Source organism: Oxalobacter paraformigenes (assembly GCF_000158475.2).
Taxonomy (GTDB): domain Bacteria; phylum Pseudomonadota; class Gammaproteobacteria; order Burkholderiales; family Burkholderiaceae_D; genus Oxalobacter; species Oxalobacter paraformigenes.
The window spans coordinates 1,100,464-1,122,394 of record NZ_KI392031.1 but is presented as its reverse complement, the minus strand read 5'-3'; the positions used below and the strand labels follow the sequence as shown (position 1 = coordinate 1,122,394).

Below are 21,931 nucleotides of genomic sequence, written 5' to 3'. Positions count from 1 at the left end.
GACATGTGCCTGTATGACGATGTGACCGGCGTTGTTCTGGCGGGTGGCCGCGGAGAGAGAATGGGGGCGGCCGACAAGGGCTTGCAGCTTTTGAACGGCAAACCGATGGTGGAACACGTCATTAATCGGTTGAGACCGCAGGTCAGTACGCTGATAATCAGCGCCAACCGGAATCTTGAAGCCTATTCGGCGTTCGGCTATCCCGTTTATGCCGATGAACCGCCCGCCTATTCCGGCCCGCTTTCGGGATTTATGACAGGATTGCGTCATTGCCGAACCCGGTATCTGGTGACGGCGCCTTGCGATACGCCTTTTTTGTCGCGCCGTCTGGTCGAAGATCTGCATCGTTTTCTGGAGGAAAAAGAAGCCGATCTGGCTGTTGCCGTTTCCAAAATCGACGAGTATTGCCAGGTTCAGCCGGTTTTCTGCCTGATGAAAGCGTCGCTGGGGCCGCATCTGGAAAAGTTTCTGGCAAATGGGGGACACAAAATCGACGAATGGTACGCTACCCTGAAAGTGGCGAGGGTGTGTTTCGACGAGCCCCAGGCTTTTGAAAACGTCAATACCCTTAAAGAGCTGGAAAAACTTCAGGACATACCTGGCAACGAAAAGGAATAATGAATTCATGAGTGCTTCCGATTCCCCCCTGTCCGGCCTGACTGGCAGCCTGCCTTCTTACAATCCGGATTCCCTGTCGGTGAAACTGGCTCACGATCTGATAGCCAGTTTCGTTTCGCGTGTCAGCGGTACCGAAAAAGTGGGCTTGCGCCATGCACTGGGACGTGTGCTGGCACGGGATGTGGTTTCGCCGGTTTCCGTCCCGGCTTTCGACAATGCCGCGATGGACGGATTTGCCTTTTCTTCGCAGGGAGCGGATCTGTCGAAGCCGCTGGTTCTGAAAATTGCCGGATATGCCTATGCCGGGCATCCGTACGCCGGGCATGTCCAGCCCGGCGAGTGTATCCGGATCATGACCGGAGCCGTCGTTCCCGGAAACTGTGACACGGTTGTCCAGCAGGAAAACGTTGAAACGGTCGATGAAACGCATGTAACCGTTCCGGCGCTGGCTGTAGCGGCAGGCGACAATATCCGCATGGCGGGCGAAAATCTGGATGAAGGAGCGGTCGCGCTTTCAGAAGGAACCGTTTTGCGGCCGGCCCATCTCGGGCTTCTGGCATCCATTGGCATGCCGGAAGTTTCCGTCCGCCGGAAAGTCAGGGTCGCCCTTTTTTCGACAGGCGACGAATTGCGCCCGGTTGGCGCCGCACTGGAAAACGGGGCGATTTATGACAGCAACCGGGCGATTCTGACGGGATTAATGGAGCGGCTCGGTTGCGATGTGCTGGATATGGGCATTGTCGGCGACGATCCCGCTGAACTGGAAAAGGCCCTGAAAACGGCTTGCGCAAGTGCCGACGCGGTCGTCACGTCGGGCGGCGTATCGGTGGGGGTTGCGGATTACACCAAAGAGGTTATGGCGAACATGGGCGATATCGCTTTCTGGTCTATCCGGATGCGGCCGGGACGGCCGATGGCTTTCGGCAGGATTCGTTCCGGGGGGGATAGCGCCGTTCTGTTCGGTTTGCCCGGCAACCCGGTGGCTGTGATGGTTTCCTTTTATTTTTTCGTCAGGGATGCCCTTTTGCATATGATGGGAGCCCTCCCTTCGCCACTTTTGCCGGTCAGGGCGCAGGCCGCGACCAATTTTTCAAAACGGGAAGGCAGAACGGAATTCCAGCGCGGCGTGATCAGCCAGAATGCCGACGGCACCTTGACTGTCAGGACGACAGGTGAACAGGGTTCGGGCATTTTGCGCTCGATGGCCGAGGCCAACTGTATTGTCGTATTGCCGGAAGAAAGCGGAAAAGTCAAAACCGGTGAATGGGTTGAAGTCGTTCCGTTTGAAGGTCTGGTCTGACGGTTTTTTTATAGTCCAGCGTATCTGGCCTTGCAGGCTACCGTGTTCAGAACCGGCCGCTCTTCCGGCGGCATTGGGATTGACGCTTTCCGGTTTTTTCTTCGAAATTCCCGTGACGGTTCGGCAAGGGAACAGGATGGGCATGAGGCCGTATTGTGCGGGCTGGCGGCGGAAAACCGTTTTGCGCCGGTTATCGCGCCATAGCCCCGGTTTCCGGGTGTTCGCGCGAAGGATGGACGGTCAGGGGAATTCGCTTGCGGGGCGAGGCAGACGGTCCGGGCGCAATGGCGGCCTTGCCGGGCAATTCTGGCTTTTTTTTCGGGCAGCATGTCAGTCAGGGTATGGACACGAGAATCAGGCGGATTGCGCGACTGCCGGGACAGGGACTGGAAACGGAACCGGAAACCGTGATTTTTCCCGAAAACATGGCAGGCAAAGGCAATGAGGCGGGTATGCCGGGCTAGAAAAAGGCACGCACTGGATCGCTGTCTGGATAGGCCACAGTCCGGATTGCCGATATGCTTCTTTTGCATGGCCTGCCTTCTTGTCCGGAAACGCCGGACGATCCGGCAGCCTGTTGCAGGTGCCTGTCCGAAGACGCGTTACCGTTTGTGAAAGCGGATCAGTCTTTCAACTGGGCGCGAAGGTTGGCTATGCTGTAATAACGGGCTTCGATGATATCGTCATCCACGCCTGCTTTTTTCATCAGATCTGCCAGTGTCGCCAGTTTTTCACCGAAACGCGCCATTTCTTTCCGGATCGCCAGATGCTCTTCAGCCGGAACGTCGAGCCTGCCGATAATTTCCCCCCAGTTGTCAAGGATATTTCCCCGTTCGTCAAGCCATTCCAGCGAGCGCTCGATATTGTCGGTGGACAGATGGGCCGGGGTGAAATCGAACAGGGGCGTCAGACGGACTTTGCCGCTAACGGACTGGACTGCTGTATTGCCGGGATGGTTTTCGGTATTGCCGAGCGCCACATTCATCATGTCGCGCTTCAGATATTCCAGCGTGGTTTCGGCAGGGTCGCTTGTGTACTGGCGCAGCGTTTTCAGAACGTCGTTTTGGGACGGCATTCGGGTTTCATCGAAAATTTTACAGAGCGATACAAGACTTTCCTGCGGATATCGGAGAATGCCTTTTTCCGCAAGGGCGCGATCGAAGCGGGGCATGAACAGCATGTCGCTTTGCCATATCGGCAGGTCTGCAACGAACAGGCCCATTTCCTTGGCGACCTGTAGATAGGCCGCCTCGTTTTCCAGGATTTTCCAGTCTGCCAGATTGCGTCCCGGCGAGAGTTTGACCAGAAAATGACGGGCTGCCTCGTCGTCAGGCAGTGCGGCGTCGGCATACCACAGGCCGTTTTTGCCTTGCGTCATCAGAAATTTCGGCGTCCTTCCCTGAAGGGAAGCCGTTCCGGCCGACAGCATTCCGTGTTCTTCAAGGTATTCGACGAAATCTTCGCTGCGTTCCAGAATTTCTTTCCGGGTAAAGCCGCGGGTGATCCAGACGGGAGCTTTATGCGCCATCCGCTTGCGCCAGGATTCAAACGCTTCCCGGATACGGAGATTGCCAACCGGGTTGATGGCGCCCAGAAGCATCATGGGCCAGTTCATGGCCTGTTCATCCGGCAACTGGTATTCATACAGAAGATATTCCCGCCCTTCTCCCTGTGGTATCAGGTCAAGCAGAAAAGAAGGCCAGCAGGAAAGGCGGAAAGGTTCGGTACGCAGCGGATAGTGAAGCGATACCGGCAAAGCGCCCTCTTCCAGATAAGAAGGCAGATAAGTCAAGGTCGCAGGCGAAACCGGCCCCGCTTCAGGCGTTTCCGTTTCGACAAGGCAACAGGGTTTCCACTGGCCCCGTTCGAAAAGTTCTATGGTGCATTCCATGTTTCGCTCCCGTGGCGGCAACAGGAATATCTTAACAGATTGATGGAATCGTCCCTAACGGAATGGCGTCGCCCGGCAGGAAAAAATGCGGGATGGACATAAAAAAAGGGAGTGCGTATAAATGCACTCCCTTTTCACGCTTCTGTTTTTGTAAGAAATCAGAAGGTGTGGGTGATGCCGAGTTGAACTCCGGTTACCGAATCTCTGGCGGCACCGTTGTTGTTGTAGAGGCTTCCCACGTACTCGTTATCGCTATCTGTGTAGGATACGACTCCGTAAAGCTGTGTCCGTTTGGAAAGATCGCAGGTATAACCGAGTGCATACTTGTTGACGTTGCCGTCACGCGCGGTTTTGTCGAGGGATGCCCGGTTATACGAGGCATTGATGGTACCCGCACCGATGGCGTACTGGAAACCAAGCAGCCATTCTTCCTGATTGACCGGTGTGCCGGGATCGCCGGCCAGATCGACGCCAGGGGGGCTGGCGCCGTCGTCAGTCAGGATCGACGACAGGTTTTTCAGCTGGCTTTTCTGATAGCCCAGCGAGATCCGCGCGTTGCCGAGACGGTATGCGCCGCCCAGATTCCAGACAAAGGATTTGCCGGAATCGGCCTGACGGTTGAAGTTGGCCGTCAAAAAGACCGGGCCGTTATCGAAGCGCAGCGATGCGGCATAGCCGTCGTTGTAAATATCGTTGTCGATGCCGGCAGGCTTGTCATGAGTGTCGGCGCCCAGTGTATAGGTCAGGCCGAATGTAAAGCCGGCCCATTCCGGGCTGTCGTAACGGATCGTACTGGAAAGCTGTTCCGAGCGCAGCAGATTGTAAGTCGAAAGCGCTGCGCCGGTCGAGCCCTGCAGGAAGGGATCAATCTCGGTATAATATTCCACAGACATTTCGTTGACACGGCCCAAACGTACCCATCCCCATGGACTTTCCAGACCGACGTTGGCAGCACCTGTCCAGTCAACAGTGCCCCTGTTGCCTAACGCGCTTGAAATGGAATCGTCCAGACTGTAGGTAGCCTTGTTTGTCCCGTCGTACAGCTGGAACTGTCTTTCGAGCTGGAAAGTGGCTTTCATGCCGCTTCCCAGCTCTTCCGTTCCCGAAAAACCGAGCACGTTAGCCGCATTTTCATCCATGCGCAAATCGCTGCCCGTTTCCTTGACCAGACCGGTATCCACCGTTCCGTAGAGGCTTACATGGGTTTGCGCATGCGCGAAACCAGCGAGCCCCATCGCCGCCAAAGCAATAAGTTTTTTATTCATTGTAGATGAATCCTGAAAATGAATTGTTAAAGAACAGGTTGCTTGCGCGCGCAGGCTGATGGGAATTATAGTCTCAAATTCTTTAAATGAGAACAATTATCATTATCTATTTTTGTATGAAGAATCATGCTTGCCCCTGATGCGGGGCAACCCGCTTTTCGTTTCACCGGACGGTTCTTGTGGCTGTGTTTATGAAAGGATTTTTCCGGGGAGTTGTCTGCAAAGAGGTTTTGCCTGTTTTTGCGACCCGGAGAGGACGTGCGTCTGGCAGATGGCGGGAATAGTATATCGTTTCGTGTATGCCGGGCCTGTACAGACAGTCCCTAGCCCGGGATGAGCGGCAAACAGCCTCTCCGGTTGAGGGGCCGGGTGCCGGAAGAACCGGGTTCTTCCCTGCCCGGTGCGCGGACAGGGAGTTCAGCGGGACGGTAAAGCCTTCAGACGATGTGAGCGGCAGGAGAAACCGAATGGTGCCACCGCTCAATGGCGTCTTGCGTCAGGGATTGATCGACCAGTTCGTTCCATTTTTCACCGATGGCTTTCCATTCGCTGTATTGCATGGCTTTTTCAGAGGCCTGGACGGCAATGGAACAGCTGCCGGTTATTTTTGCCAGCTCGTCAAGCGCTTCCTTTTCTTTTTCCCATCCTTCGTTTTCCCGGTTTTTCGATTCGACGATTCTGTCGATGACGGCCCTGATGCAAAGGAGCAGTCCGTATTCTTCCCGGTGCCCTTTTTTCCGGATCCTGTCCAGTTGCCCTGAGAAATCGTCGAGAAATTTGCGGTGATAGGGATTGACCTCAATGCCCGGAAGAAGACTGGCGACTTCGGAGGCCAGATCCTGCCGGTATTTCAGCGGCAACTTGCCGAACCAGTCGATGAACGCGTCAAAGGGTGTCGTCATGGAATCCTTTCCTTGTTTTGCAGGGAGTTGTCCGGAATAGCCGGAAAAAATATGAATGATGAAAGCGTTATGATAACGGAATAAAAGGAACCGGAAGACGTTCTGTTCCGGGGGACCGCTTCGGCAGGCGGCAATTGAGCCGCTTTGTCTCGTCTGGCGGGCCTTTTCTCCCATAGCCGGTTTGAAAACGCCTACAATGGCCGGGTGAATTTGAGCGAACGGTTGTAATTCCCGATAGCGTCGCTATACCGTTTCATCATGCGATTGAATGAGCGGGCGGTTTTTTTCTTTTTCATCTTCCGGTAGCATTCGCTCATTTCGGTCAGGCTGTCGTTGATCGCGTCCAGCCCGCCGCTTCTGTCCCGTAGCGGATAAACGTCGTCCAGTATTTTTCGCTGGGTTTGCAGCGCCTTTTCCATTTCGGCAATCAGCCTGTCGCCTTCAATATAGTTCTCCGGTCTGGAAACGCTGTTTTCGGGCCGGTTAAAGAGCGCGATCAGTTCCTGGGCATGAAGCAGGCTTTTTTCCGTGTGGTAGCCGATCATGCTTTTTTGCGCCCGGTAAGCGGCCATGCGTCTTTCCGTTTCCGTTTTCTGCATATCGGCCAGCAGCTTTCCTGTCCGGTTCATGGCGGCAATGAGTTTTTCGTAGTCTTCCTGCAAAATCGGGAAGACCTGGCGGGCGCCTGCCATATTGTCACGGCGGTATATCTGGTTTTGGAAGTACGGGAGGCTGGTTTGTTCATCGCGCCTGAGTTTCTCTGCGGCTGCGACGCTCTCGGTGATCGCCTCATCCAGTCCGGGTATTGTAGCCTGATCGCAAGCCAGCCCTTTTTTCATGAACGCGATCCCCTTTTCCAGATCGTTGACGACGGGAAAGGGAATGGTGTCGGCCGGTTTGGACTTCAAAGTATGGTTGATGAAGGTATGGTAAGACGGCCAAAGGCTCCAGGAACCGACCATGATGCTGTTATACCCCTGAATGTACGCGTTCATTTTATCGGTGGCGAGGGTATCGTTTTGGGCGATCAGCTTCAGGGCGCCGGTGTTGGATTCGAGTATGGCCCCTTCCGATTCGTTCTGGATGCGGTTCTGGTTGACCGCTTCGACAATGGTAGGGATGGCGTAGTAGCAGCCGGACAGAAAAACCGGGAAAACCGCGAGAACGAGGAGCCGGAAAAGAACCTGGAATTTCATGTTGTTTTTCTTTGACGGGAACAGGTCAAAGATAACGGAAATGTCCGGTTTTTACCAGACTGGGCAGGCAGACAGGCCTGTCTGCCCTTCCCTCTTTCCGGTTTCGGGCAAAGCGAACGGCCTGCCCGGTTTATTCGGAAAAGCGGGAGGCCCGTTTGTAGGTAATGATGGCGTCGTTATATTTTTTGTACATGGCGCTCAGATCGCCAATGGTCTTGTGTTGCCGCAGATCGCGATAACTTCCGATGAAGCTGGTCAGAATGCGGTTGACGGCAGGATAATCCCGGATATGCCTGGTGCCGTTGGCGCGCGCTTCCTCAAAAGCCTTGCGCTGGGAGGCCAGCGACGATTCCAGTCGGGCCAGAATGTCGTTGCCTCTGGAATAAAGGTCGGCATTTTTGATCGCATCGTCCGATTCGCTGAACAGGGCCAGCAGATCCTGGGCATTCTGGAGGCTTTCTTCCGTGTAATATCCCAGCCAGTTGTTTTTTTCACGGAACCCGGCCATCCGTTTTTCGGATTGCACTTTTCTGTATTTGAAAAGAAGCGCTTCGATTTTTTCCAGATGGGCGAACATGACTTCGTAGTCGGCCTGTATGGAAGGATAGAAAGCCTTGGCCTTGGCCAGCCGGTCTTCCCGGTATTCCTGCTTCTGGAAGTAGGGTTCCAGTGCGTGTTCATCCTTTTGCAGTTTGCTGCCCGCCATCAGGGCGTCCCGGACGGCTTCATCGAGATCAGGCATGTTGCCGTCGTGAATGGCCAACCCTTTTTTGAAGAGTTCCAGTCCGTTTTCGAGACCGCCTGAAGGCGAAAAACGGATGTCGTCGGCGATTTTCGCTTTTCTGACCCGGTGAAATGAATCGTAAGAGGGGCGCAAACTGTCCGGGCTGTTCATCAGCAGGTAATAGGCTTGTGTGTAAAGGTCGAGTTTGACGGAAGACGCGTCTTCGAGTTCGGGGGAATTCATGGCAGCCGGACTGACAGTTGTTTCGGCCGGTTTTCCGCTTTTATCGCACCCTGCCAGTCCGATAGCGACAACCAGCAGGACAGGTAGAGCAATGGAAACGAATTTCATGGGGTTTTCTGTTTGTCAATCAAGGATAAGAGAACAGCGTTTGATAGCGTCTGACCGAAGAGCGCTATTTTCTCACAGACATACAGGCTGTCACCGGAATAATAAACATTTTTTCAGCCTCTGTAACGGCTCTTGTCCAGGATACAGGCAGGAAATCTTGAGCGGGATCAGCGAAGTTGTCCGGGCAACGCGCTGCCGGTCTTTGAAAGCGGTGTCCGGTAACACAAAAAGGGTAACGATGCCGTTACCCTTTTGGTGAAATTTCCTGCCCGCTCAAGCGAGCGTGCCACACGCTTTTGCCGGATTCATGGAAGACGGCAGAAGGCATGGATCAGTCCGCTTTTACCCTTCTTTCCAGCTCGCCGCTTTCCGCCATATCCAGCAAATCGGGAAGACCGCCGACATGATCGTAACCGATGAAAATCTGCGGCAAAGTATGGCACCCGGAACGGGCCCACATTTCGACCGCCAGATTCATATCGACCCCGACGACAATCTTCTTGAAAGGTATGCCCTTCGATTCCAGAAACCGGCAGGCCAGCTCGCAAGCCTCGTGACCTTCCACGACGTACATTTCAATTGATTCTTTCATTTTCATCCTTTGGTTCGTTAAGGTGGAACAGGACTATTCCCTGTCATGCGTTGCGTCGAATTCCTATATTATATACTGAGATCGGAAAGGTTTTTTTTCGGAAAAAACGCTGTTTTCGAGGAAACGGAAATAGCCGTCCGACTCTCCTTTTCAGGCGGAATCCTTTTGAGGCGACCGTGTTTTCCAGGGAGCGGTTTCCTGTTTCGCGGGCCGTTAAACAAAGTGCCCAGCCGCCCTTTTCCGTTCGATGAATTGATGAGTTAAATAATTGATTATTAAAAGATTCCTCTCTTTTTGAAATCGGCTCTCCAAAGACAGAAAAACAGAAATCGGCTATAATAGCCAGGTGTCGCCAAGCTGTTTGGAATCTTTCTTTCGAAGGCGAAAAAGGCCAGAGTAGCCGGCCGGTACGCCGGACAAATTCCGGTTTTTTCGTGAAAGAAAACAGCACGGAGCCGGGGTAGGAAAGCCCTTCCGTTTTTATGGATGGGTACCGGCCTGCCGCTGATCCCCGTCTTGAGGGCCCGGCTTTGGCGAGTTCTTTTTTGTTTATTCCGGATATCCTTTGCCGGTTATCCGATCACCTGACAGACCGTTCGATGTGACACTTTTTGAATACGGTTTCCCGTTTTCCCTTTAAACGGGACTGGAGGTTCCTGGCGGTTTCTTCCGGCCGCAAAACGGACAATCCGGCGTTTCTCCGGCTCTTTTTCTGTCCGGCTGGCGGCGGATCTGGTTTGAGGTTTTCATAAAGAAAAAACCGTTAGGAGCGTAAGCCTCCTGCTGGCGCTGTACCGTCCCCTGTTCTTTTCGGGTTTTCCTGTCCGGTATTTCGGAAATGGACGGTTTCAGATTGTTTTCACCCTGTTGCTCTTTCAGAGCCCCTGGCTGTCGCGCCATCCCGGCCGCAATCCCGGCAATGCGACAAAACCCCCGCGTTTTGCGGGATACCCATCCTTTACCGACACCAGTCGGATGTCCTGAACCCTTTTTAGGAGAAGGTAATGAATTTGCAAATCAGGAAAGCCGTCCGCAAGAAAGCGAAGCTGCGCCTTGGCATGGCAGGCCCCAGCGGATCGGGCAAAACCTATTCCGCCCTTTTGCTGGCTTTTGGTCTCGGCGGGAAAGTCGGCATGATCGATACCGAACACGGTTCCGGCGACTTGTATGCCGATCTGGGCGACTACGACATCATCAATATCGACGCCCCTTACACGGTCAAAAAGTACCGGGACGCCATCAAGGCATTTGAAGACGCCGGATACGACGTGATCATTATCGACAGTCTGTCGCACGCCTGGGCGGGCGAAGGCGGTTTGCTGGACAAACAGGGCAAAATCGCCGATTCCGGAAAACCCGGCATGAACAGTTATGCCGCCTGGAGAACGGTCACGCCCGAGCATAACGGCCTTGTCGAGGCGATGCTGACCAGTCCCTGTCACATCATTGCGACGATGCGCTCAAAGCAGGAATACGTGCAGGACAAAAACGATAACGGAAAAACCGTGATCAAGAAAGTCGGCATGTCCCCGGTGCAGCGTGACGGCATGGAGTATGAATTTACGGTCATGTTCGATATTGATACCCAGCATGTGGCGTCCACGTCCAAAGACCGTACCCGCTTGTTCGACGGGCAGTATTTCACGATTACCCGCGAACAGGGAACGCAACTTCTGGAATGGCTGGAAGAAGGGGAAGAGACGCTTCAGACGATTTCGGTTTCCCAGCGCGACGAGTTGCTGAAGCTGTTGACGGAAGCCGGACTGAGTGTAAGGAAATTCTGCCAGAAGTATGAAATCGACCAGATTTCCTCGCTTCCCGCCTCGCTGTTTGACGAAGCGAAAGCGTCTATTTGCGAGTATCGGGAGAAAAAACTCGAAAGGCTGAAACAGCAAGCCGCGGAACGCAGGAATGCGGAAACGGAAGAAGAGTGCGAAAAAGGAGAAGACGGCTTATGACTTCTCTTTACCAGCTGGCTGCCGAGCTGGAAGCGCTTCGGCAAAAACTCATTGAAAACGGCAACGACGACCAGACCGTTGCCGATACGCTGGAAGGTGAGGCGCTGGATTTCGATAACAAGATCCTGGCCTGCGCTTATGCCCGAAAAGACCTCGGAGCGCTACTGGCGGCCCGCAAGGAAGCGCTCAGGGAAATGCAGGAAGCCATAGAACGTACCGAACGGCAGATCGGGCGGCTTGACGGGTACATGATGGCCGCGATGCGCCGGGTAAACCGGCCCATGATTTCCGGCCGTCATTTTACTGTCCAGATCATGGGAAAAGTTCCTGCGGTCATCATTGAAAACAGGGAGTTGATCCCGGATGGTTTTTATCGGCTTGCCGATTCAAAACCGCCCTCTCCCGTTATTGATAAAAAAGCGATATCCGAAGCGCTGAAGCGGGGCGAATCCATACCGGGCGCAAAACTGGATGACGGGAAGAAACTGGTCATCCGGTAAGCTGGCTCTGTGAATAATTGAAAGGAATCTGAAAAATGGCATCAGTCAATAAAGTCATTCTCGTCGGCAATCTGGGCCGCGATCCGGAAAACCGTTATTTGCCCGGTGGCGAACAGGTTACGGGCATTGCGGTTGCCACGACCGACCGCTGGAAAGACAAGGCGACGGGGGAACAGAAGGAAGCGACGGAATGGCATCGTGTTTCGTTTTTCGGCAGGCTCGCCGAGATTGCCGGCCAGTATCTGAAAAAGGGATCGCAGGTCTATATCGAGGGGCGCCTCAGAACGCGGAAATACACGGACAAGGAAGGCATCGACCGTTACGCGACCGAAATCGTTGCCGATACCATGCAGATGCTGGGCAGCCGTCAGGGTGCGGGCGAGGTTCCGGACGATTGGGGAAATGCCAGGCCTTCTTCCCGCACGGAACGGAAAGATACGGCACGTGGACAGGACAGGCGTCAGCCGGTTCTGGACGATCTGGATGACGACATTCCCTTCTGAGAAGGATTGGATGGCGGGAAGAACCGGAACAGGTTGTTCCGGTTTCTGAATCCCGCACAATCTGGCAGGACGCCGGATATCGCTTTGCTATGGGTTGAAAAAGAACGAGGCTCCATTTTGGAGTGGCCCCTTTCAAATTCCGGCTTTTTGAGCTGAAACCGGACGAACTGTTCCAGGGCGATTTCCGGAAGCCGCCTATTGCTTTTTCCGCTTCGGTGATTCTTAACTGTTGCTGAGAAAACAGTCGGAAAAATGGTGCAGGAAGTTTAAAAACAAAAGGGGCTCGCAAATTCATGCAACCTCCTGATCATTCCGGCTCCTTGACCTGGGCTCGAACCAGGGACCTGCGGATTATGAGTCCAGTACTCGTTCGTCTCGTAAACCTGTATTAAACCTGACTTTTAAAAGCGACTGTCTAATGAATTTTGCTCTTTTTCTCTCTTTTATTAGACGGGCAGCGTAAGGAAAAAACATCCGACTTCAAGAGTAGGGTCACTTTGTTCTGAGCCAGGGAACACGGTTCTTTGGGATAGCACGCCAGGTGCTTTTCTGGCTATCGGACTGATGACAGGGGGGACGGCCTTCCGCTCATCAGGCCGATTGCCGTGGGAGTGAAAAATCTGTTGAATGAATTCATATTCTATTTTGAAGAAGAGCAGCGCCTATAGCGCTGCTCTTCTATACATTGCTTATTCAGATTCTACACACGGGCGACCGCAGTCTACATATTGGCGACATTCTTTATTAACATTGCTAAATAATCTTTCTCTTGCTATTTCTTTTGCAGCAGAGCATGTTTTATGCCGGTCGCTTTGACTACCGCGCACAGCACCTTGAGCGTAATAACCCACAAATTTCGAGCAAGCGGCATTCGTGTTTGCTTTGTCCGATATAGTACAGGCTCCTGTTTGCGTCACGTTTTTTGCGTGGACATGACAGCAAAATGCCATCAGAACCATAATATAAACAATTCTCAATAATTTCATGCTTTTCTCCTTTTAAGATCGTCAGTTTCATCAAAGAGCGGGTTTAGCAATCGTTATCCCAGCTGCGCTTTAAAGTCGTGCCTTTGGCCCTGTAGCATTGATTCGTTGGGCCGTTTTCAACTTTATTGATGATTTCACCCCATGGATCCCACGCCAGTCCGGTTTTTGCCCAGCCCTGGATTTTGATACCGGTTGCGTCACCAGGAAAATTAAGCGTCTGGGTCCACCCTGCTGTTTTGTTTCCGGATTCCCAGGATTTACTGACCGGATTTCCGCTGGCGTCCTTTTCTTGCCAGTCCACTTTGAATTTTGCGACGTATGCTCCCGAATGTTTCAGCTTGATATATCCGTTGGGATATTCAACGCAATTGGTTTCAACAAAATCGGTTTGGGACTGGACTGTTGCGATCTCATTGTCTTTCAGGAATGACACCGTATAAGAAATCGGGTATCCAGGGTTTTGCCGGCTGTATACCGAATTTTCCTTGATCACTTTATTCAATTGATCAATTTGATTGGGCTTGAACATTCTTGACGCTACGTCTGCGTTTCCTCCAATTGTCAGAACAGTGAAAGTGGAGTTGTTGATGATCGATTGATATCGTGCTTTCAGGTTTGCATCAATAGTGGTATCAGAACCTGTCACATAATTAAGTGCACCTTTGAGATCCGCCCTGTTTTTGACCGAGTGGGTATCCATTCGTACAAAAATCAGTCTTCCATAATCCACACTTTTGACATAGCCAGGAGGTGAGCTGGCGTTTAGCCCCTGATCTTTTATATCTGTCAGCGTGACTTCCGGTGCAAACACGGTAGAAGGAAATGTTGGCAAATCCGTCGTAACGGTATAAAAGACCTGACGGAACAATGCAACGGTACTGGCTGATTTATTACTGTGGTCAACTGCAAGATTGGCTGAAATTTTGTTATCCACCCACTTTGCGCTGAAACCCAAACTCAGAGCGAGTTGAGAATTTGAATCAGCCTTTTCAATATTTAGTGAGCTGCGCGCTGCGTTCACGTAGCCTTGAGATGATGGATTTTTATTCCATAATTCCAGAATCTCATTTAATGCCTTCTGGTAAGAAGAATAATTCATGTTCGGAATTTGCCGGGCGCAGTCATCTGCCAATCCGGGCAAATCGACACTGATTGTGGATGTGGCTCGCGGCAGGCTTATTGCGGTTGGTTTGCCTTCTGCCAGATGGCGGTCTGCATGAACGAGTGCGCCTGGATAAATCACTCCTGCGCTGGGATTAAGAATGGTCACCTCATCAAAACTCTTGGTGAGTCCTTTCTTCTTGTTTGTACAGATAATAACGTTGTGAGGGCCGGATTCTCTGGCAGGTAAGGTCTCTTTGCTGCCGTCTTCACGAACGCTGAGCAGTTTTCGGGAGTCGTACTGTAAGTCATGAATGTATTTGTCGATTTCCTTATTCTGCGCATGACCTGTTAACGCAACGCTTATGCCCAGAGCCAGCCCCATTAGATATCCCGTTTTCCTTGTCTTCATATTTCCCCGATCGATAGTTAAAGTTAAAACGATGGCGCAATGAATCATTCAGAAACTTTTTCGCTTGATTTTTGCATGCAAGAATGAGCTTGCCTTTTGAATGTTTACACGGATCAGGACGGGTTTAAATACGCCAAATTATGTATTTCTTTATGATAATATTACTTGCCGGGCTTGTTAGAAAGTATGGATAAATTAGGTCTAGTAAAAAAATCTGTATTCCAAAACAGGAATGAAAAATGAAGAAATGGCATGTTACTAGGCGAGAAAAACAAATCGTGGAATGTCTTCAATGTGGGCTGGAAGATAAAAGAAATTGGTGAAAAGCTCTATATCAGCAGATACACAGTCAGCCGCCATTTAAGAAACTTGTGCAGTAAAAACAAGACCAGAAATGCAATTGAGTTAATGGTTAAATTTTCCTGCTTTCACCCCGGGGAAGTTTTTTCTCATCCTGTTCTCACACACAGGGAAAATCAGATTCTTGATTTAATCATGCAGGGTTTTGACAGTCAGGGTATCGCTTATTCTATGAGTATAAGTTCAAAAACTGTCAGAAAACACCGGGAAAACATATTGAGAAAGCTGAATGTTCAAAGTATGAGGATGGTTGCTTCGTTGATGCTTCGCCTTAAAATAAAACATTAGTCAGGTGGGCATAGCTTCAAAATCACTGTTTTCGGAAATAATCAAAAATCAATAGCCGGATCCAGAGAAATGACTCGCGAAGAAGATGCGCTCACTTAAACAGGATATTTTGACCACTATTTTTAAGTTTGTTCTGGAAATCCAGTTCCAGCTTATGGATAAGCATGTCAATAATGTTTTTTAAGGCTTTACAGGCACAAGATGGAAAGCCTTACATGAATACCAGGCTTTCAACCAAGAGTGTACCGGTATATCAGGAAAGCGGGCATTTTCTCTTTTGGCTTTTATGGTCTCAAGGGAAAGCGTGCAACTGATAGGAGATTGACAGGCAATCTTGCAGAGCAGGTTCAGGTGCATTGCAGGCACGAATCGATTCGCACAACGAAGGTAAATGTGAAAAGCCACTGGCATGTACGAAGACACCGAGTCAGGCTGGAACCTTGAGAAAAAGGGAGCGCCTGAGGCAGGGGTCTTTAAAAGCGGAAATATCGGATTATTTTAGACGCTGTCTAAAAAAGTAAAAGGGTTACGCAATTCACGTAACCCTTTGAATTCTGGCTCCTCGACCTGGGCTCGAACCAGGGACCTGCGGATTAACAGTCCGTCGCTCTACCGACTGAGCTATCGAGGAATTGAGAAAAAAATTATAATCAATCCGGGCAGTTCTGTCAAATCTTTTCCAGTTTCAAATGAAAAATATCAAACTTTTTCCCGCATTGATCTGATCCGGTAATTATAAAACATTCCCTCTGAAAACGGCGCATTCTTATTCTTTTTCGGTCGGTTTTTCCGCCTCGCCTGTCGTTTTTTTATCGGTTTTCGGATTATCTACCAACTGGATGAATATTTCCCCTTTTTTGATCATGGAAAGTTCACTGCGTGCCCGTTCCTCGATGGCTTCGGTACCCTCTTTCAGGTTCTGCACTTCAGAGGCGAGTTTGGCGTTTTTCGCTTTCTGCTCTTCGTTTTTCGCCTGCACGGCTTCCAGCTGCCGGTGCAGTTCCCATACGCGCATCCACCCTCCTTTTCCCAGCCAGAGGGGATATTGGATGATGATCAGCAAAACTGCCAGCGTGATGGTGATCGGACGCATCGTGGATTCCATGATCCTGACAAGATCGGCAGGAAGTTAAAAATCAGGCCGGTAATTTCTTTCGATTTTACCGGCCTTTTCCTGTCAGCATTTATTTGAGATTGTAAAATGCGCTTCTGCCTGGATAGCTGGCGACTTCGCCCAGATCTTCCTCGATACGGAGCAACTGATTGTATTTCGCGATCCGGTCGGAACGCGAGAGCGATCCGGTCTTGATTTGCAGGGCATTGGTGCCGACGGCAATATCGGCAATGGTCGAATCCTCGGTTTCACCGGAACGGTGGGACACGACGGCCGTGTAACCGGCGCGTTTGGCCATTTCGATGGCTGCGAAGGTTTCGGTCAGGGTGCCGATCTGGTTGATCTTGATCAGGATGGAGTTGGCGATGCCTTTCTGGATGCCTTCACGCAGGATCTGGGTGTTGGTGACAAACAGATCGTCGCCGACCAGCTGGACGCGCTTGCCCAGTTTTTCCGTCAGATAGGCCCAGCCTTCCCAGTCGTCTTCCGCCATCGCGTCTTCAATGGAGAGAATGGGATACTTGTCACACCAGGTTTCCAGCAGATGGGTGAATTCCTCTGCCGAGAGAACAAGCCCTTCGCCGCTCAGATGGTACTTGCCGTCCCGGTAGAATTCGCTGGCGGCGCAGTCCAGACCGATGCAGACTTCGGTTCCAGGCACATAGCCGGCTTTTTCGATGGCGGTGATGATCAGCTGGATCGCTTCTTCATGGTGGGCAACCGAGGGCGCGAAACCGCCTTCGTCGCCGACCGAGGTGGTCAGGCCTTTTTCCTGCAGGATTTTTTTCAGGGTGTGGAAAATTTCCGCGCCGCATTGCACCGCTGCCGAGAAAGTGCGGACGCCGACCGGAATGACCATGAATTCCTGAATGTTCAGGTTGTTGTCGGCATGGGCGCCCCCATTGATGATGTTCATCATCGGAACGGGCAATTGCATGATGCCCGAACCGCCAAAATAGCGGTACAGGGGCAATCCCGCTTCTTCCGCCGCGGCTTTTGCGACAGCCATGGAAACGGCCAGCATGGCATTGGCGCCCAGACGGCTCTTGTTTTCGGTACCGTCCAGATCGATCAGGGTGCGGTCCAGAAAAGCCTGTTCGCTGGCGTCCAGCCCGATGATCGCTTCGGCGATTTCGGTATTGATGTGTTCAATGGCTTTCAATACGCCTTTGCCGTTGTAACGGCTGGCGTCGCCGTCACGCAGTTCGATCGCTTCGCGCGATCCGGTGGAGGCTCCGGAAGGAACGGCGGCACGCCCCATCACTCCGGATTCCAGAAGCACGTCGCATTCGACGGTCGGATTACCACGGGAATCGAGAATTTCGCGTCCGATGAGGTCAACGATTGCGCTCATAAATTTCTCCCAAGCTGATTGTCTGTGAGGTTAAAAATCGAAATTCGACATATTACCCTGCTTGACGACTTTGTCCAGTGTGGCAAGTTGCGTCAGCAGTGCTTTCATGCGATCCAGCGGTACCGCGTTGGGGCCGTCGGATTTGGCTTCGGCCGGGTTCGGATGCGTTTCCATGAAAAGTCCGGCCACGCCAACGGCTACGGCAGCCCGCGCCAAGACAGGAACGAACTCGCGTTGCCCGCCGGAAGCGTCGCCCAGCCCGCCCGGCAGCTGGACTGAATGGGTCGCGTCAAACACGACAGGACAACCTGTTTTGCGCATGATGGAAAGCGACCGCATGTCGGAAACCAGATTGTTGTAACCGAAAGACGCGCCCCGCTCGCAAACGGTGAAACGGTCTTCGGAAAGTCCGGCTTCCCTTGCCGCTTCTTTCGCTTTTCTGACGACGTTGCCCATATCGTCCGGCGCCAGGAACTGCCCCTTCTTGATGTTGACGGGTTTTCCGGAACGGGCGCAAGCCTGGATGAAATCGGTCTGGCGGCACAGAAACGCCGGAGTCTGAAGGACATCGACGACTTGCGCAACAGCTTCGATTTCGTCTTCGGCGTGCACATCGGTCAGAACCGGGACGTTGAACTGTTTTTTGACATCGGCCAGAATGTCGAGTCCCTTTTCCATGCCGAGACCCCGGAAGGAGGCAGAAGAAGAACGGTTGGCCTTGTCGTAGGACGATTTGTAAATGAAGGGAATACCCAGTTCGGCGGTCATTTCTTTCAGGGCGCCGGCCGTGTCGATCGCCAGCTGGCGCGATTCGATAACGCAGGGGCCGGCAATCAGGAAGAAAGGCTGGTTGAGCCCGATTTCAAAACCGCAAAGTTTCATGCCTTGTTTCCTTTTGCTTCCTTGCTGGCGATCGCCGCCTTGATGAAGGCGGTAAACAGGGGGTGGCCGTCACGCGGGGTGGATTTGAATTCCGGATGATACTGCACGCCGACAAACCAGGGATGGGCCTGTTTGCCGGTTTTCGGCAGTTCCATGATTTCGCACAATTTTTCAGTGGGTGTCATGGCCGAAACGATCAGGCCCGCTTCTTTCAGGCGGTCAAGATACAGGTTGTTGGCTTCGTAACGGTGGCGATGGCGTTCGGTCACGACATTGCCGTAGATTTCGGCCGCCAGCGTGCCGGGTTCGACGGCGCAGGTTTGCGCGCCCAGCCGCATGGTGCCTCCCAGATCGGAATTTTCATCCCGCTGTTCGACCTGTCCGCTGCGGTTTTGCCATTCGGTAATCAGGGCGACGACCGGCTGATCGGTATCCGGGTCGAATTCGGTCGAGTTGGCGCGGGACATGCCGGCAACGTGCCGGGCGAATTCAATCAGCGCGACCTGCATGCCAAGACAGATGCCAAGATAAGGCACCTTGTGTTCGCGGGCATATTGGGCAGTAGCGATCTTGCCCTCCACTCCCCGTTTGCCGAAGCCGCCGGGAACGAGAATGGCGTCGTATCTGGACAGGTGGTCCGTACCCTTCGATTCGATTTCCTCGGAATCGAGAAAGTCGATATTGACCTTGCAGCCGGTATGGATGCCGGCGTGCCGGATCGCTTCGATCAGGGATTTGTAGGATTCGGTCAGATCGACGTATTTTCCGACCATGCAGATCGAGACTTCCTTTTCAGGGTGTTCGAGGGCATGAACCAGATTGCTCCACATGGAAAGGTCGGCCGGCGGCGGGTTGATGCCCAGTTTGTCGCAAACGATGGCGTCCAGCCCCTGATCATGGAGCATTTGCGGAATCTTGTAGATGGTGTCCACATCCCAGACCGAGATCACGGCGTCTTCCCGGACATTGGAAAACAGGGAAATTTTGGCGCGTTCGTCTTCCGGGATCGGCCGGTCAGCACGGCAGAGCAGCGCATCCGGATAGATGCCGATTTCGCGCAGTTTCTGGACGCTGTGCTGGGTCGGCTTCGTTTTCAGTTCACCGGCGGAAGCGATGTATGGCACCAGTGTCAGGTGGATGAAAACGGTCGAGTTCTTTTCGGCGCGGAGGCTCAGCTGGCGGGCCGCTTCCAGAAACGGCAGCGATTCGATATCGCCGACGGTGCCGCCGATTTCAACCAGCGCGACGTCGTAGCCTTTGGCGCCGCGATGGATGAAATTCTGGATTTCGTTCGTGATATGCGGGATGACCTGAACGGTTTTGCCGAGATATTCGCCACGCCGCTCCTTGCGGATGACGGATTCGTAAATTTGCCCGGTGGTGAAATTGTTCACCTTGTGCATCCGGGTGGAAATGAAACGTTCGTAATGGCCCAGATCAAGGTCGGTTTCCGCCCCGTCGTCGGTGACGAACACTTCGCCGTGCTGGAAAGGGCTCATTGTGCCGGGGTCCACGTTGATATACGGGTCCAGCTTGATCATGGTAACTTTGAGGCCGCGCGATTCGAGGATGGCGGCAAGTGAAGCGGCGGCAATCCCCTTACCGAGGGACGAAACGACACCGCCCGTGACAAATACAAACTTGGTCATTGCAGAAGGTGCTCAGGGCACGTAGCAGGAAATCCAAATTATAACGTAAAAAAAGGCCGTGGAATACGTTATTGTGGCCGGGAAGAAAACGGGAAAACTGCCTTGACCGGTTCCTTTCCGGATGGCGGAAAACAGGCTGGAATTTAGGAGAGGGCAAGCAAAGCGTTTATTTAAGGAAAATTATCACTTTATCATTTTAAATATTTGTTTTTGCTGATAAAAGAAAAGCGTAGCCAGCAAAGGACAGGGTTTTTGAAAAGTCCTTTTCCGTGTCTTTTGTTGCTGGCCAGGTTTTTGGGAAAACCGGTGCAAAAGCGTCAGAACGACAGTCTCAATCCGGCATTGAACGTCCAGTCCGTATCGAAATCGTCTCCTTTTTCTCTTTCGATCTGTCCATACAGGCGAACGTATTTGTTCAGGCTGCCGGAAACTTCCATACCGTAAAACAGACGGTTCCCTTTGAAATCGTCGCTGAATACATAGGTATTGTTTGTCACCATACGCTGTTTGGAATCGAATTCGTGGCTGATTCCCCCTTTCAGGAAATATTCCAGATACTGGCGTTCGCCGGTTTTCCAGTTTTGCCCTACTCTCAGGCCGGCTTTTCCGGACAGATAATTGACCGCGTCGGCATCGATGTCGAGATCGTTGTCAAGCGTGTAGGAAACGCCATTGACCCGGTAATAGTCGAGAATGACTTGCGGTTCCAGAAAAAAGCGATTCGCGAGCGGAATGTGTTTTCCGACTTCGAGATTCGCGCCGTATCCCCAGACACCGTAATGACCGCGTGCAGACGTTCCGTCGGTCTGATACGCTTCAAGATGCTGGCGGTAATGATCGGCGGAAAGTATGGCATTGGCGTACCATCCCGACTCATGAATCCAGATTCCGTAAAGCGCCAGTCCTTTGGAATTGCCGTCTCCCCGTCCGACGTGGTCGTTCAGTTTCTGGTCGGCTTTTGTATATTGCCCTCTGGCGCCCAGAAACCAGACAGCGTTTTTTTCCCTGAACTGTTTGTCGGCTCCCAGCGCGAGTCCGTAAACGTCCTGATCATACCGGCTTCCCTCGAAACTCTTGAAACGGCCTGTTTGACCGAAAGAATCAGCCCAGCCATTCAAGGCCAGACTGGCAATGCCGGAGCGGGGTGAAGCCGCAGTGGCTGAACCCGATGTTTCGCTTCCCTGGGCACTTCTGTTTGACAGGGCATGCTGGCGCAGGTCACGGAGACGGACAGGCATGTTATTTGCCTGAACCGATCTCATCCGGATATGGCTGTTTGAAAGACTGAGTGCCGTTTCAGCCGCAGGCGTCAGACGTGGCCTGGCTTCCGGGACAGTGGATGGCGGCGGGGTATACGGAGCGTCCGGAACAATGGGCGGCGGGGTATCCGAACCGTCATCCTGTGCAAGATACCAGCCTTTTCCGGAACCGGTGTTTTCGTTCTTTAAGATGTACTGGAATGTGCCCGCGTCGACTTTTCCGTCCCTGTTTGCCAGTGTAAAGTTGGCCGACCCGTTTTTAAGGCTCGCAAGATAGGTGTTCATTCTCGCCGCGGACGGCTCGGCGCCTGTGCTTCGGACCATCAGGGAATGGTTGCCCTCCCCGTTTTTGACGACAATCCGGTCGGCATTGTCGCTGGCAATGTCGGCACGCAGGTAAAATATACCGCCGGAGCCGGCCAGATTGTCGAGGGTCAATGTTCTGGCATTGTCCAGTACCGCGCTTTTATTGTGGGTTGTCGAAGAAAACATGTCGGGCGTGCCGCCGACATAGACCCGTCCGTTCCGGAGGGTGAGCGTACCGCGGAGCGCATTATCCTCCGGAACGATCCAGTACGCCTGATTGGCGAAAGTCAGGTCGATTTTTCCGGTTCCTACCCCATAAGGATCGTTTGTCAGTCCCTTGAAATAAGACTGTTCATTCATGAAACTGGCGTTGATCCGGGATTCGAGGGAGCCATCTTTATCGACAGACACCATGTCGCC

At 52.5% G+C, this 21,931-nt stretch carries 21 protein-coding genes and 1 tRNA gene; 7 read left to right on the top strand and 15 right to left on the bottom strand.

What is annotated here, in order from left to right; translation table 11 throughout:
• The first annotated feature begins 3 nt into the window (after positions 1-3).
• The 3 genes from mobA (at position 4) to OFAG_RS13935 (ending at position 2,382) form a co-directional block, all read left to right on the top strand.
• On the top strand, positions 4-618 hold the full coding sequence (gene mobA, locus OFAG_RS09280; protein WP_040721299.1) for a molybdenum cofactor guanylyltransferase MobA: 615 nt from the start codon (positions 4-6) through the stop codon (positions 616-618).
• Positions 619-625: 7 nt separating this feature from the next.
• A complete protein-coding gene (gene moeA, locus OFAG_RS09275) occupies positions 626-1,918 on the top strand; it encodes a molybdopterin molybdotransferase MoeA (RefSeq protein WP_020995185.1) in 1,293 nt (430 codons plus the stop codon).
• A gap of 155 nt (positions 1,919-2,073) precedes the next feature.
• A complete protein-coding gene (locus tag OFAG_RS13935) occupies positions 2,074-2,382 on the top strand; it encodes a hypothetical protein (protein ID WP_147617642.1) in 309 nt (102 codons plus the stop codon).
• A gap of 158 nt (positions 2,383-2,540) precedes the next feature.
• Here OFAG_RS13935 and OFAG_RS09265 read toward each other — a convergent pair whose 3' ends face one another.
• From OFAG_RS09265 to OFAG_RS09230, 7 genes are all read right to left on the bottom strand, one after another.
• Complete coding sequence (locus OFAG_RS09265) at positions 2,541-3,809, bottom strand: HipA domain-containing protein (RefSeq protein WP_005876494.1); 1,269 nt, start codon at positions 3,807-3,809, stop codon at positions 2,541-2,543.
• 158 nt (positions 3,810-3,967) lie between these two features.
• A complete protein-coding gene (locus OFAG_RS09260) occupies positions 3,968-5,074 on the bottom strand; it encodes a porin (protein WP_005876496.1) in 1,107 nt (368 codons plus the stop codon).
• Positions 5,075-5,511: 437 nt separating this feature from the next.
• Positions 5,512-5,976, bottom strand: a complete 465-nt coding sequence (locus OFAG_RS09255; RefSeq protein ID WP_147617643.1) for a hypothetical protein — start codon at positions 5,974-5,976, stop codon at positions 5,512-5,514.
• A gap of 191 nt (positions 5,977-6,167) precedes the next feature.
• Entirely contained in the window at positions 6,168-7,172 is a 1,005-nt protein-coding gene (locus OFAG_RS09250) for a DUF3829 domain-containing protein (RefSeq protein WP_005876499.1), read from the bottom strand.
• A 130-nt stretch (positions 7,173-7,302) separates the two neighbouring features.
• The gene (locus OFAG_RS09245; RefSeq protein WP_005876501.1) at positions 7,303-8,247 is read right to left on the bottom strand and encodes a DUF3829 domain-containing protein; all 945 of its coding nucleotides are present in this window, start codon (positions 8,245-8,247) and stop codon (positions 7,303-7,305) included.
• Between the two features lie 331 nt (positions 8,248-8,578).
• A complete protein-coding gene (locus OFAG_RS09240; RefSeq protein ID WP_020995183.1) occupies positions 8,579-8,839 on the bottom strand; it encodes a glutaredoxin domain-containing protein in 261 nt (86 codons plus the stop codon).
• Positions 8,840-9,475: 636 nt separating this feature from the next.
• Positions 9,476-9,739: a hypothetical protein gene (locus OFAG_RS09230; RefSeq protein WP_020995182.1), complete on the bottom strand. Its 264-nt coding sequence runs from the start codon at positions 9,737-9,739 to the stop codon at positions 9,476-9,478.
• A gap of 104 nt (positions 9,740-9,843) precedes the next feature.
• Between OFAG_RS09230 and OFAG_RS09225 the strand changes: the two genes are divergently transcribed.
• The 3 genes from OFAG_RS09225 to ssb are packed head-to-tail and all read left to right on the top strand — an operon-like array spanning position 9,844 to position 11,800.
• A complete protein-coding gene (locus OFAG_RS09225; RefSeq protein ID WP_005876505.1) occupies positions 9,844-10,797 on the top strand; it encodes an ATP-binding protein in 954 nt (317 codons plus the stop codon).
• Positions 10,794-11,297, top strand: coding sequence for a siphovirus Gp157 family protein (locus tag OFAG_RS09220; protein ID WP_005876507.1), 504 nt, complete (start codon positions 10,794-10,796; stop codon positions 11,295-11,297). The genes OFAG_RS09225 and OFAG_RS09220 overlap by 4 nt, the downstream gene beginning before the upstream one ends.
• Positions 11,298-11,332: 35 nt before the next feature.
• Positions 11,333-11,800: a single-stranded DNA-binding protein gene (gene ssb / locus OFAG_RS09215; protein ID WP_005876509.1), complete on the top strand. Its 468-nt coding sequence runs from the start codon at positions 11,333-11,335 to the stop codon at positions 11,798-11,800.
• Positions 11,801-12,489: 689 nt separating this feature from the next.
• Here the strand turns inward: ssb and OFAG_RS13930 are convergent.
• Positions 12,490-12,786, bottom strand: coding sequence for a hypothetical protein (locus OFAG_RS13930; protein WP_020995181.1), 297 nt, complete (start codon positions 12,784-12,786; stop codon positions 12,490-12,492).
• 43 nt (positions 12,787-12,829) lie between these two features.
• Complete coding sequence (locus OFAG_RS09210) at positions 12,830-14,272, bottom strand: thiol-activated cytolysin family protein (RefSeq protein ID WP_020995180.1); 1,443 nt, start codon at positions 14,270-14,272, stop codon at positions 12,830-12,832.
• A gap of 279 nt (positions 14,273-14,551) precedes the next feature.
• On the opposite strand from OFAG_RS09210, the gene OFAG_RS09205 reads away from it, so the two are divergent.
• Entirely contained in the window at positions 14,552-14,947 is a 396-nt protein-coding gene (locus OFAG_RS09205; RefSeq protein ID WP_020995179.1) for a helix-turn-helix transcriptional regulator, read from the top strand.
• 555 nt (positions 14,948-15,502) lie between these two features.
• Here the strand turns inward: OFAG_RS09205 and OFAG_RS09200 are convergent.
• The 6 genes from OFAG_RS09200 to OFAG_RS09175 form a co-directional block, all read right to left on the bottom strand.
• Positions 15,503-15,578 (bottom strand) — tRNA-Asn (locus tag OFAG_RS09200).
• A gap of 135 nt (positions 15,579-15,713) precedes the next feature.
• Positions 15,714-16,040 (bottom strand): cell division protein FtsB, encoded by a 327-nt coding sequence (gene ftsB / locus OFAG_RS09195; RefSeq protein ID WP_020995178.1) that lies wholly within the window; start codon positions 16,038-16,040, stop codon positions 15,714-15,716.
• Between the two features lie 91 nt (positions 16,041-16,131).
• Complete coding sequence (eno, locus tag OFAG_RS09190) at positions 16,132-17,415, bottom strand: phosphopyruvate hydratase (protein WP_005876515.1); 1,284 nt, start codon at positions 17,413-17,415, stop codon at positions 16,132-16,134.
• Between the two features lie 30 nt (positions 17,416-17,445).
• Positions 17,446-18,297, bottom strand: coding sequence for a 3-deoxy-8-phosphooctulonate synthase (gene kdsA, locus OFAG_RS09185; protein ID WP_005876516.1), 852 nt, complete (start codon positions 18,295-18,297; stop codon positions 17,446-17,448).
• A complete protein-coding gene (locus OFAG_RS09180) occupies positions 18,294-19,946 on the bottom strand; it encodes a CTP synthase (protein WP_005876517.1) in 1,653 nt (550 codons plus the stop codon). The genes kdsA and OFAG_RS09180 overlap by 4 nt, the downstream gene beginning before the upstream one ends.
• 317 nt (positions 19,947-20,263) lie before the next feature.
• Positions 20,264-21,925, bottom strand: coding sequence for an autotransporter outer membrane beta-barrel domain-containing protein (locus OFAG_RS09175; RefSeq protein WP_005876518.1), 1,662 nt, complete (start codon positions 21,923-21,925; stop codon positions 20,264-20,266).
• Between the last annotated feature and the right edge of the window lie 6 nt (positions 21,926-21,931).

What these genes read in the sequence shown, in the direction of transcription:
- OFAG_RS09210 (WP_020995180.1), bottom strand. Translation starts at nt 14,272, where the DNA reads ATGGGGCTGGCTCTGGGCATAAGCGTTGCGTTAACAGGTCATGCGCAG.
- moeA (WP_020995185.1), top strand. Translation starts at nt 626, where the DNA reads ATGAGTGCTTCCGATTCCCCCCTGTCCGGCCTGACTGGCAGCCTGCCT.
- OFAG_RS09225 (WP_005876505.1), top strand. Translation starts at nt 9,844, where the DNA reads ATGAATTTGCAAATCAGGAAAGCCGTCCGCAAGAAAGCGAAGCTGCGC.
- mobA (WP_040721299.1), top strand. Translation starts at nt 4, where the DNA reads ATGTGCCTGTATGACGATGTGACCGGCGTTGTTCTGGCGGGTGGCCGC.
- OFAG_RS09230 (WP_020995182.1), bottom strand. Translation starts at nt 9,739, where the DNA reads ATGGCGCGACAGCCAGGGGCTCTGAAAGAGCAACAGGGTGAAAACAAT.
- OFAG_RS09250 (WP_005876499.1), bottom strand. Translation starts at nt 7,172, where the DNA reads ATGAAATTCCAGGTTCTTTTCCGGCTCCTCGTTCTCGCGGTTTTCCCG.
- OFAG_RS09260 (WP_005876496.1), bottom strand. Translation starts at nt 5,074, where the DNA reads ATGAATAAAAAACTTATTGCTTTGGCGGCGATGGGGCTCGCTGGTTTC.
- kdsA (WP_005876516.1), bottom strand. Translation starts at nt 18,297, where the DNA reads ATGAAACTTTGCGGTTTTGAAATCGGGCTCAACCAGCCTTTCTTCCTG.
- OFAG_RS09240 (WP_020995183.1), bottom strand. Translation starts at nt 8,839, where the DNA reads ATGAAAGAATCAATTGAAATGTACGTCGTGGAAGGTCACGAGGCTTGC.
- OFAG_RS09220 (WP_005876507.1), top strand. Translation starts at nt 10,794, where the DNA reads ATGACTTCTCTTTACCAGCTGGCTGCCGAGCTGGAAGCGCTTCGGCAA.
- OFAG_RS09245 (WP_005876501.1), bottom strand. Translation starts at nt 8,247, where the DNA reads ATGAAATTCGTTTCCATTGCTCTACCTGTCCTGCTGGTTGTCGCTATC.
- OFAG_RS13930 (WP_020995181.1), bottom strand. Translation starts at nt 12,786, where the DNA reads ATGAAATTATTGAGAATTGTTTATATTATGGTTCTGATGGCATTTTGC.
- eno (WP_005876515.1), bottom strand. Translation starts at nt 17,415, where the DNA reads ATGAGCGCAATCGTTGACCTCATCGGACGCGAAATTCTCGATTCCCGT.
- ssb (WP_005876509.1), top strand. Translation starts at nt 11,333, where the DNA reads ATGGCATCAGTCAATAAAGTCATTCTCGTCGGCAATCTGGGCCGCGAT.
- OFAG_RS09255 (WP_147617643.1), bottom strand. Translation starts at nt 5,976, where the DNA reads ATGACGACACCCTTTGACGCGTTCATCGACTGGTTCGGCAAGTTGCCG.
- OFAG_RS09180 (WP_005876517.1), bottom strand. Translation starts at nt 19,946, where the DNA reads ATGACCAAGTTTGTATTTGTCACGGGCGGTGTCGTTTCGTCCCTCGGT.
- OFAG_RS09175 (WP_005876518.1), bottom strand. Translation starts at nt 21,925, where the DNA reads ATGGTGTCTGTCGATAAAGATGGCTCCCTCGAATCCCGGATCAACGCC.
- OFAG_RS09205 (WP_020995179.1), top strand. Translation starts at nt 14,552, where the DNA reads ATGTTACTAGGCGAGAAAAACAAATCGTGGAATGTCTTCAATGTGGGC.
- ftsB (WP_020995178.1), bottom strand. Translation starts at nt 16,040, where the DNA reads ATGCGTCCGATCACCATCACGCTGGCAGTTTTGCTGATCATCATCCAA.
- OFAG_RS09265 (WP_005876494.1), bottom strand. Translation starts at nt 3,809, where the DNA reads ATGGAATGCACCATAGAACTTTTCGAACGGGGCCAGTGGAAACCCTGT.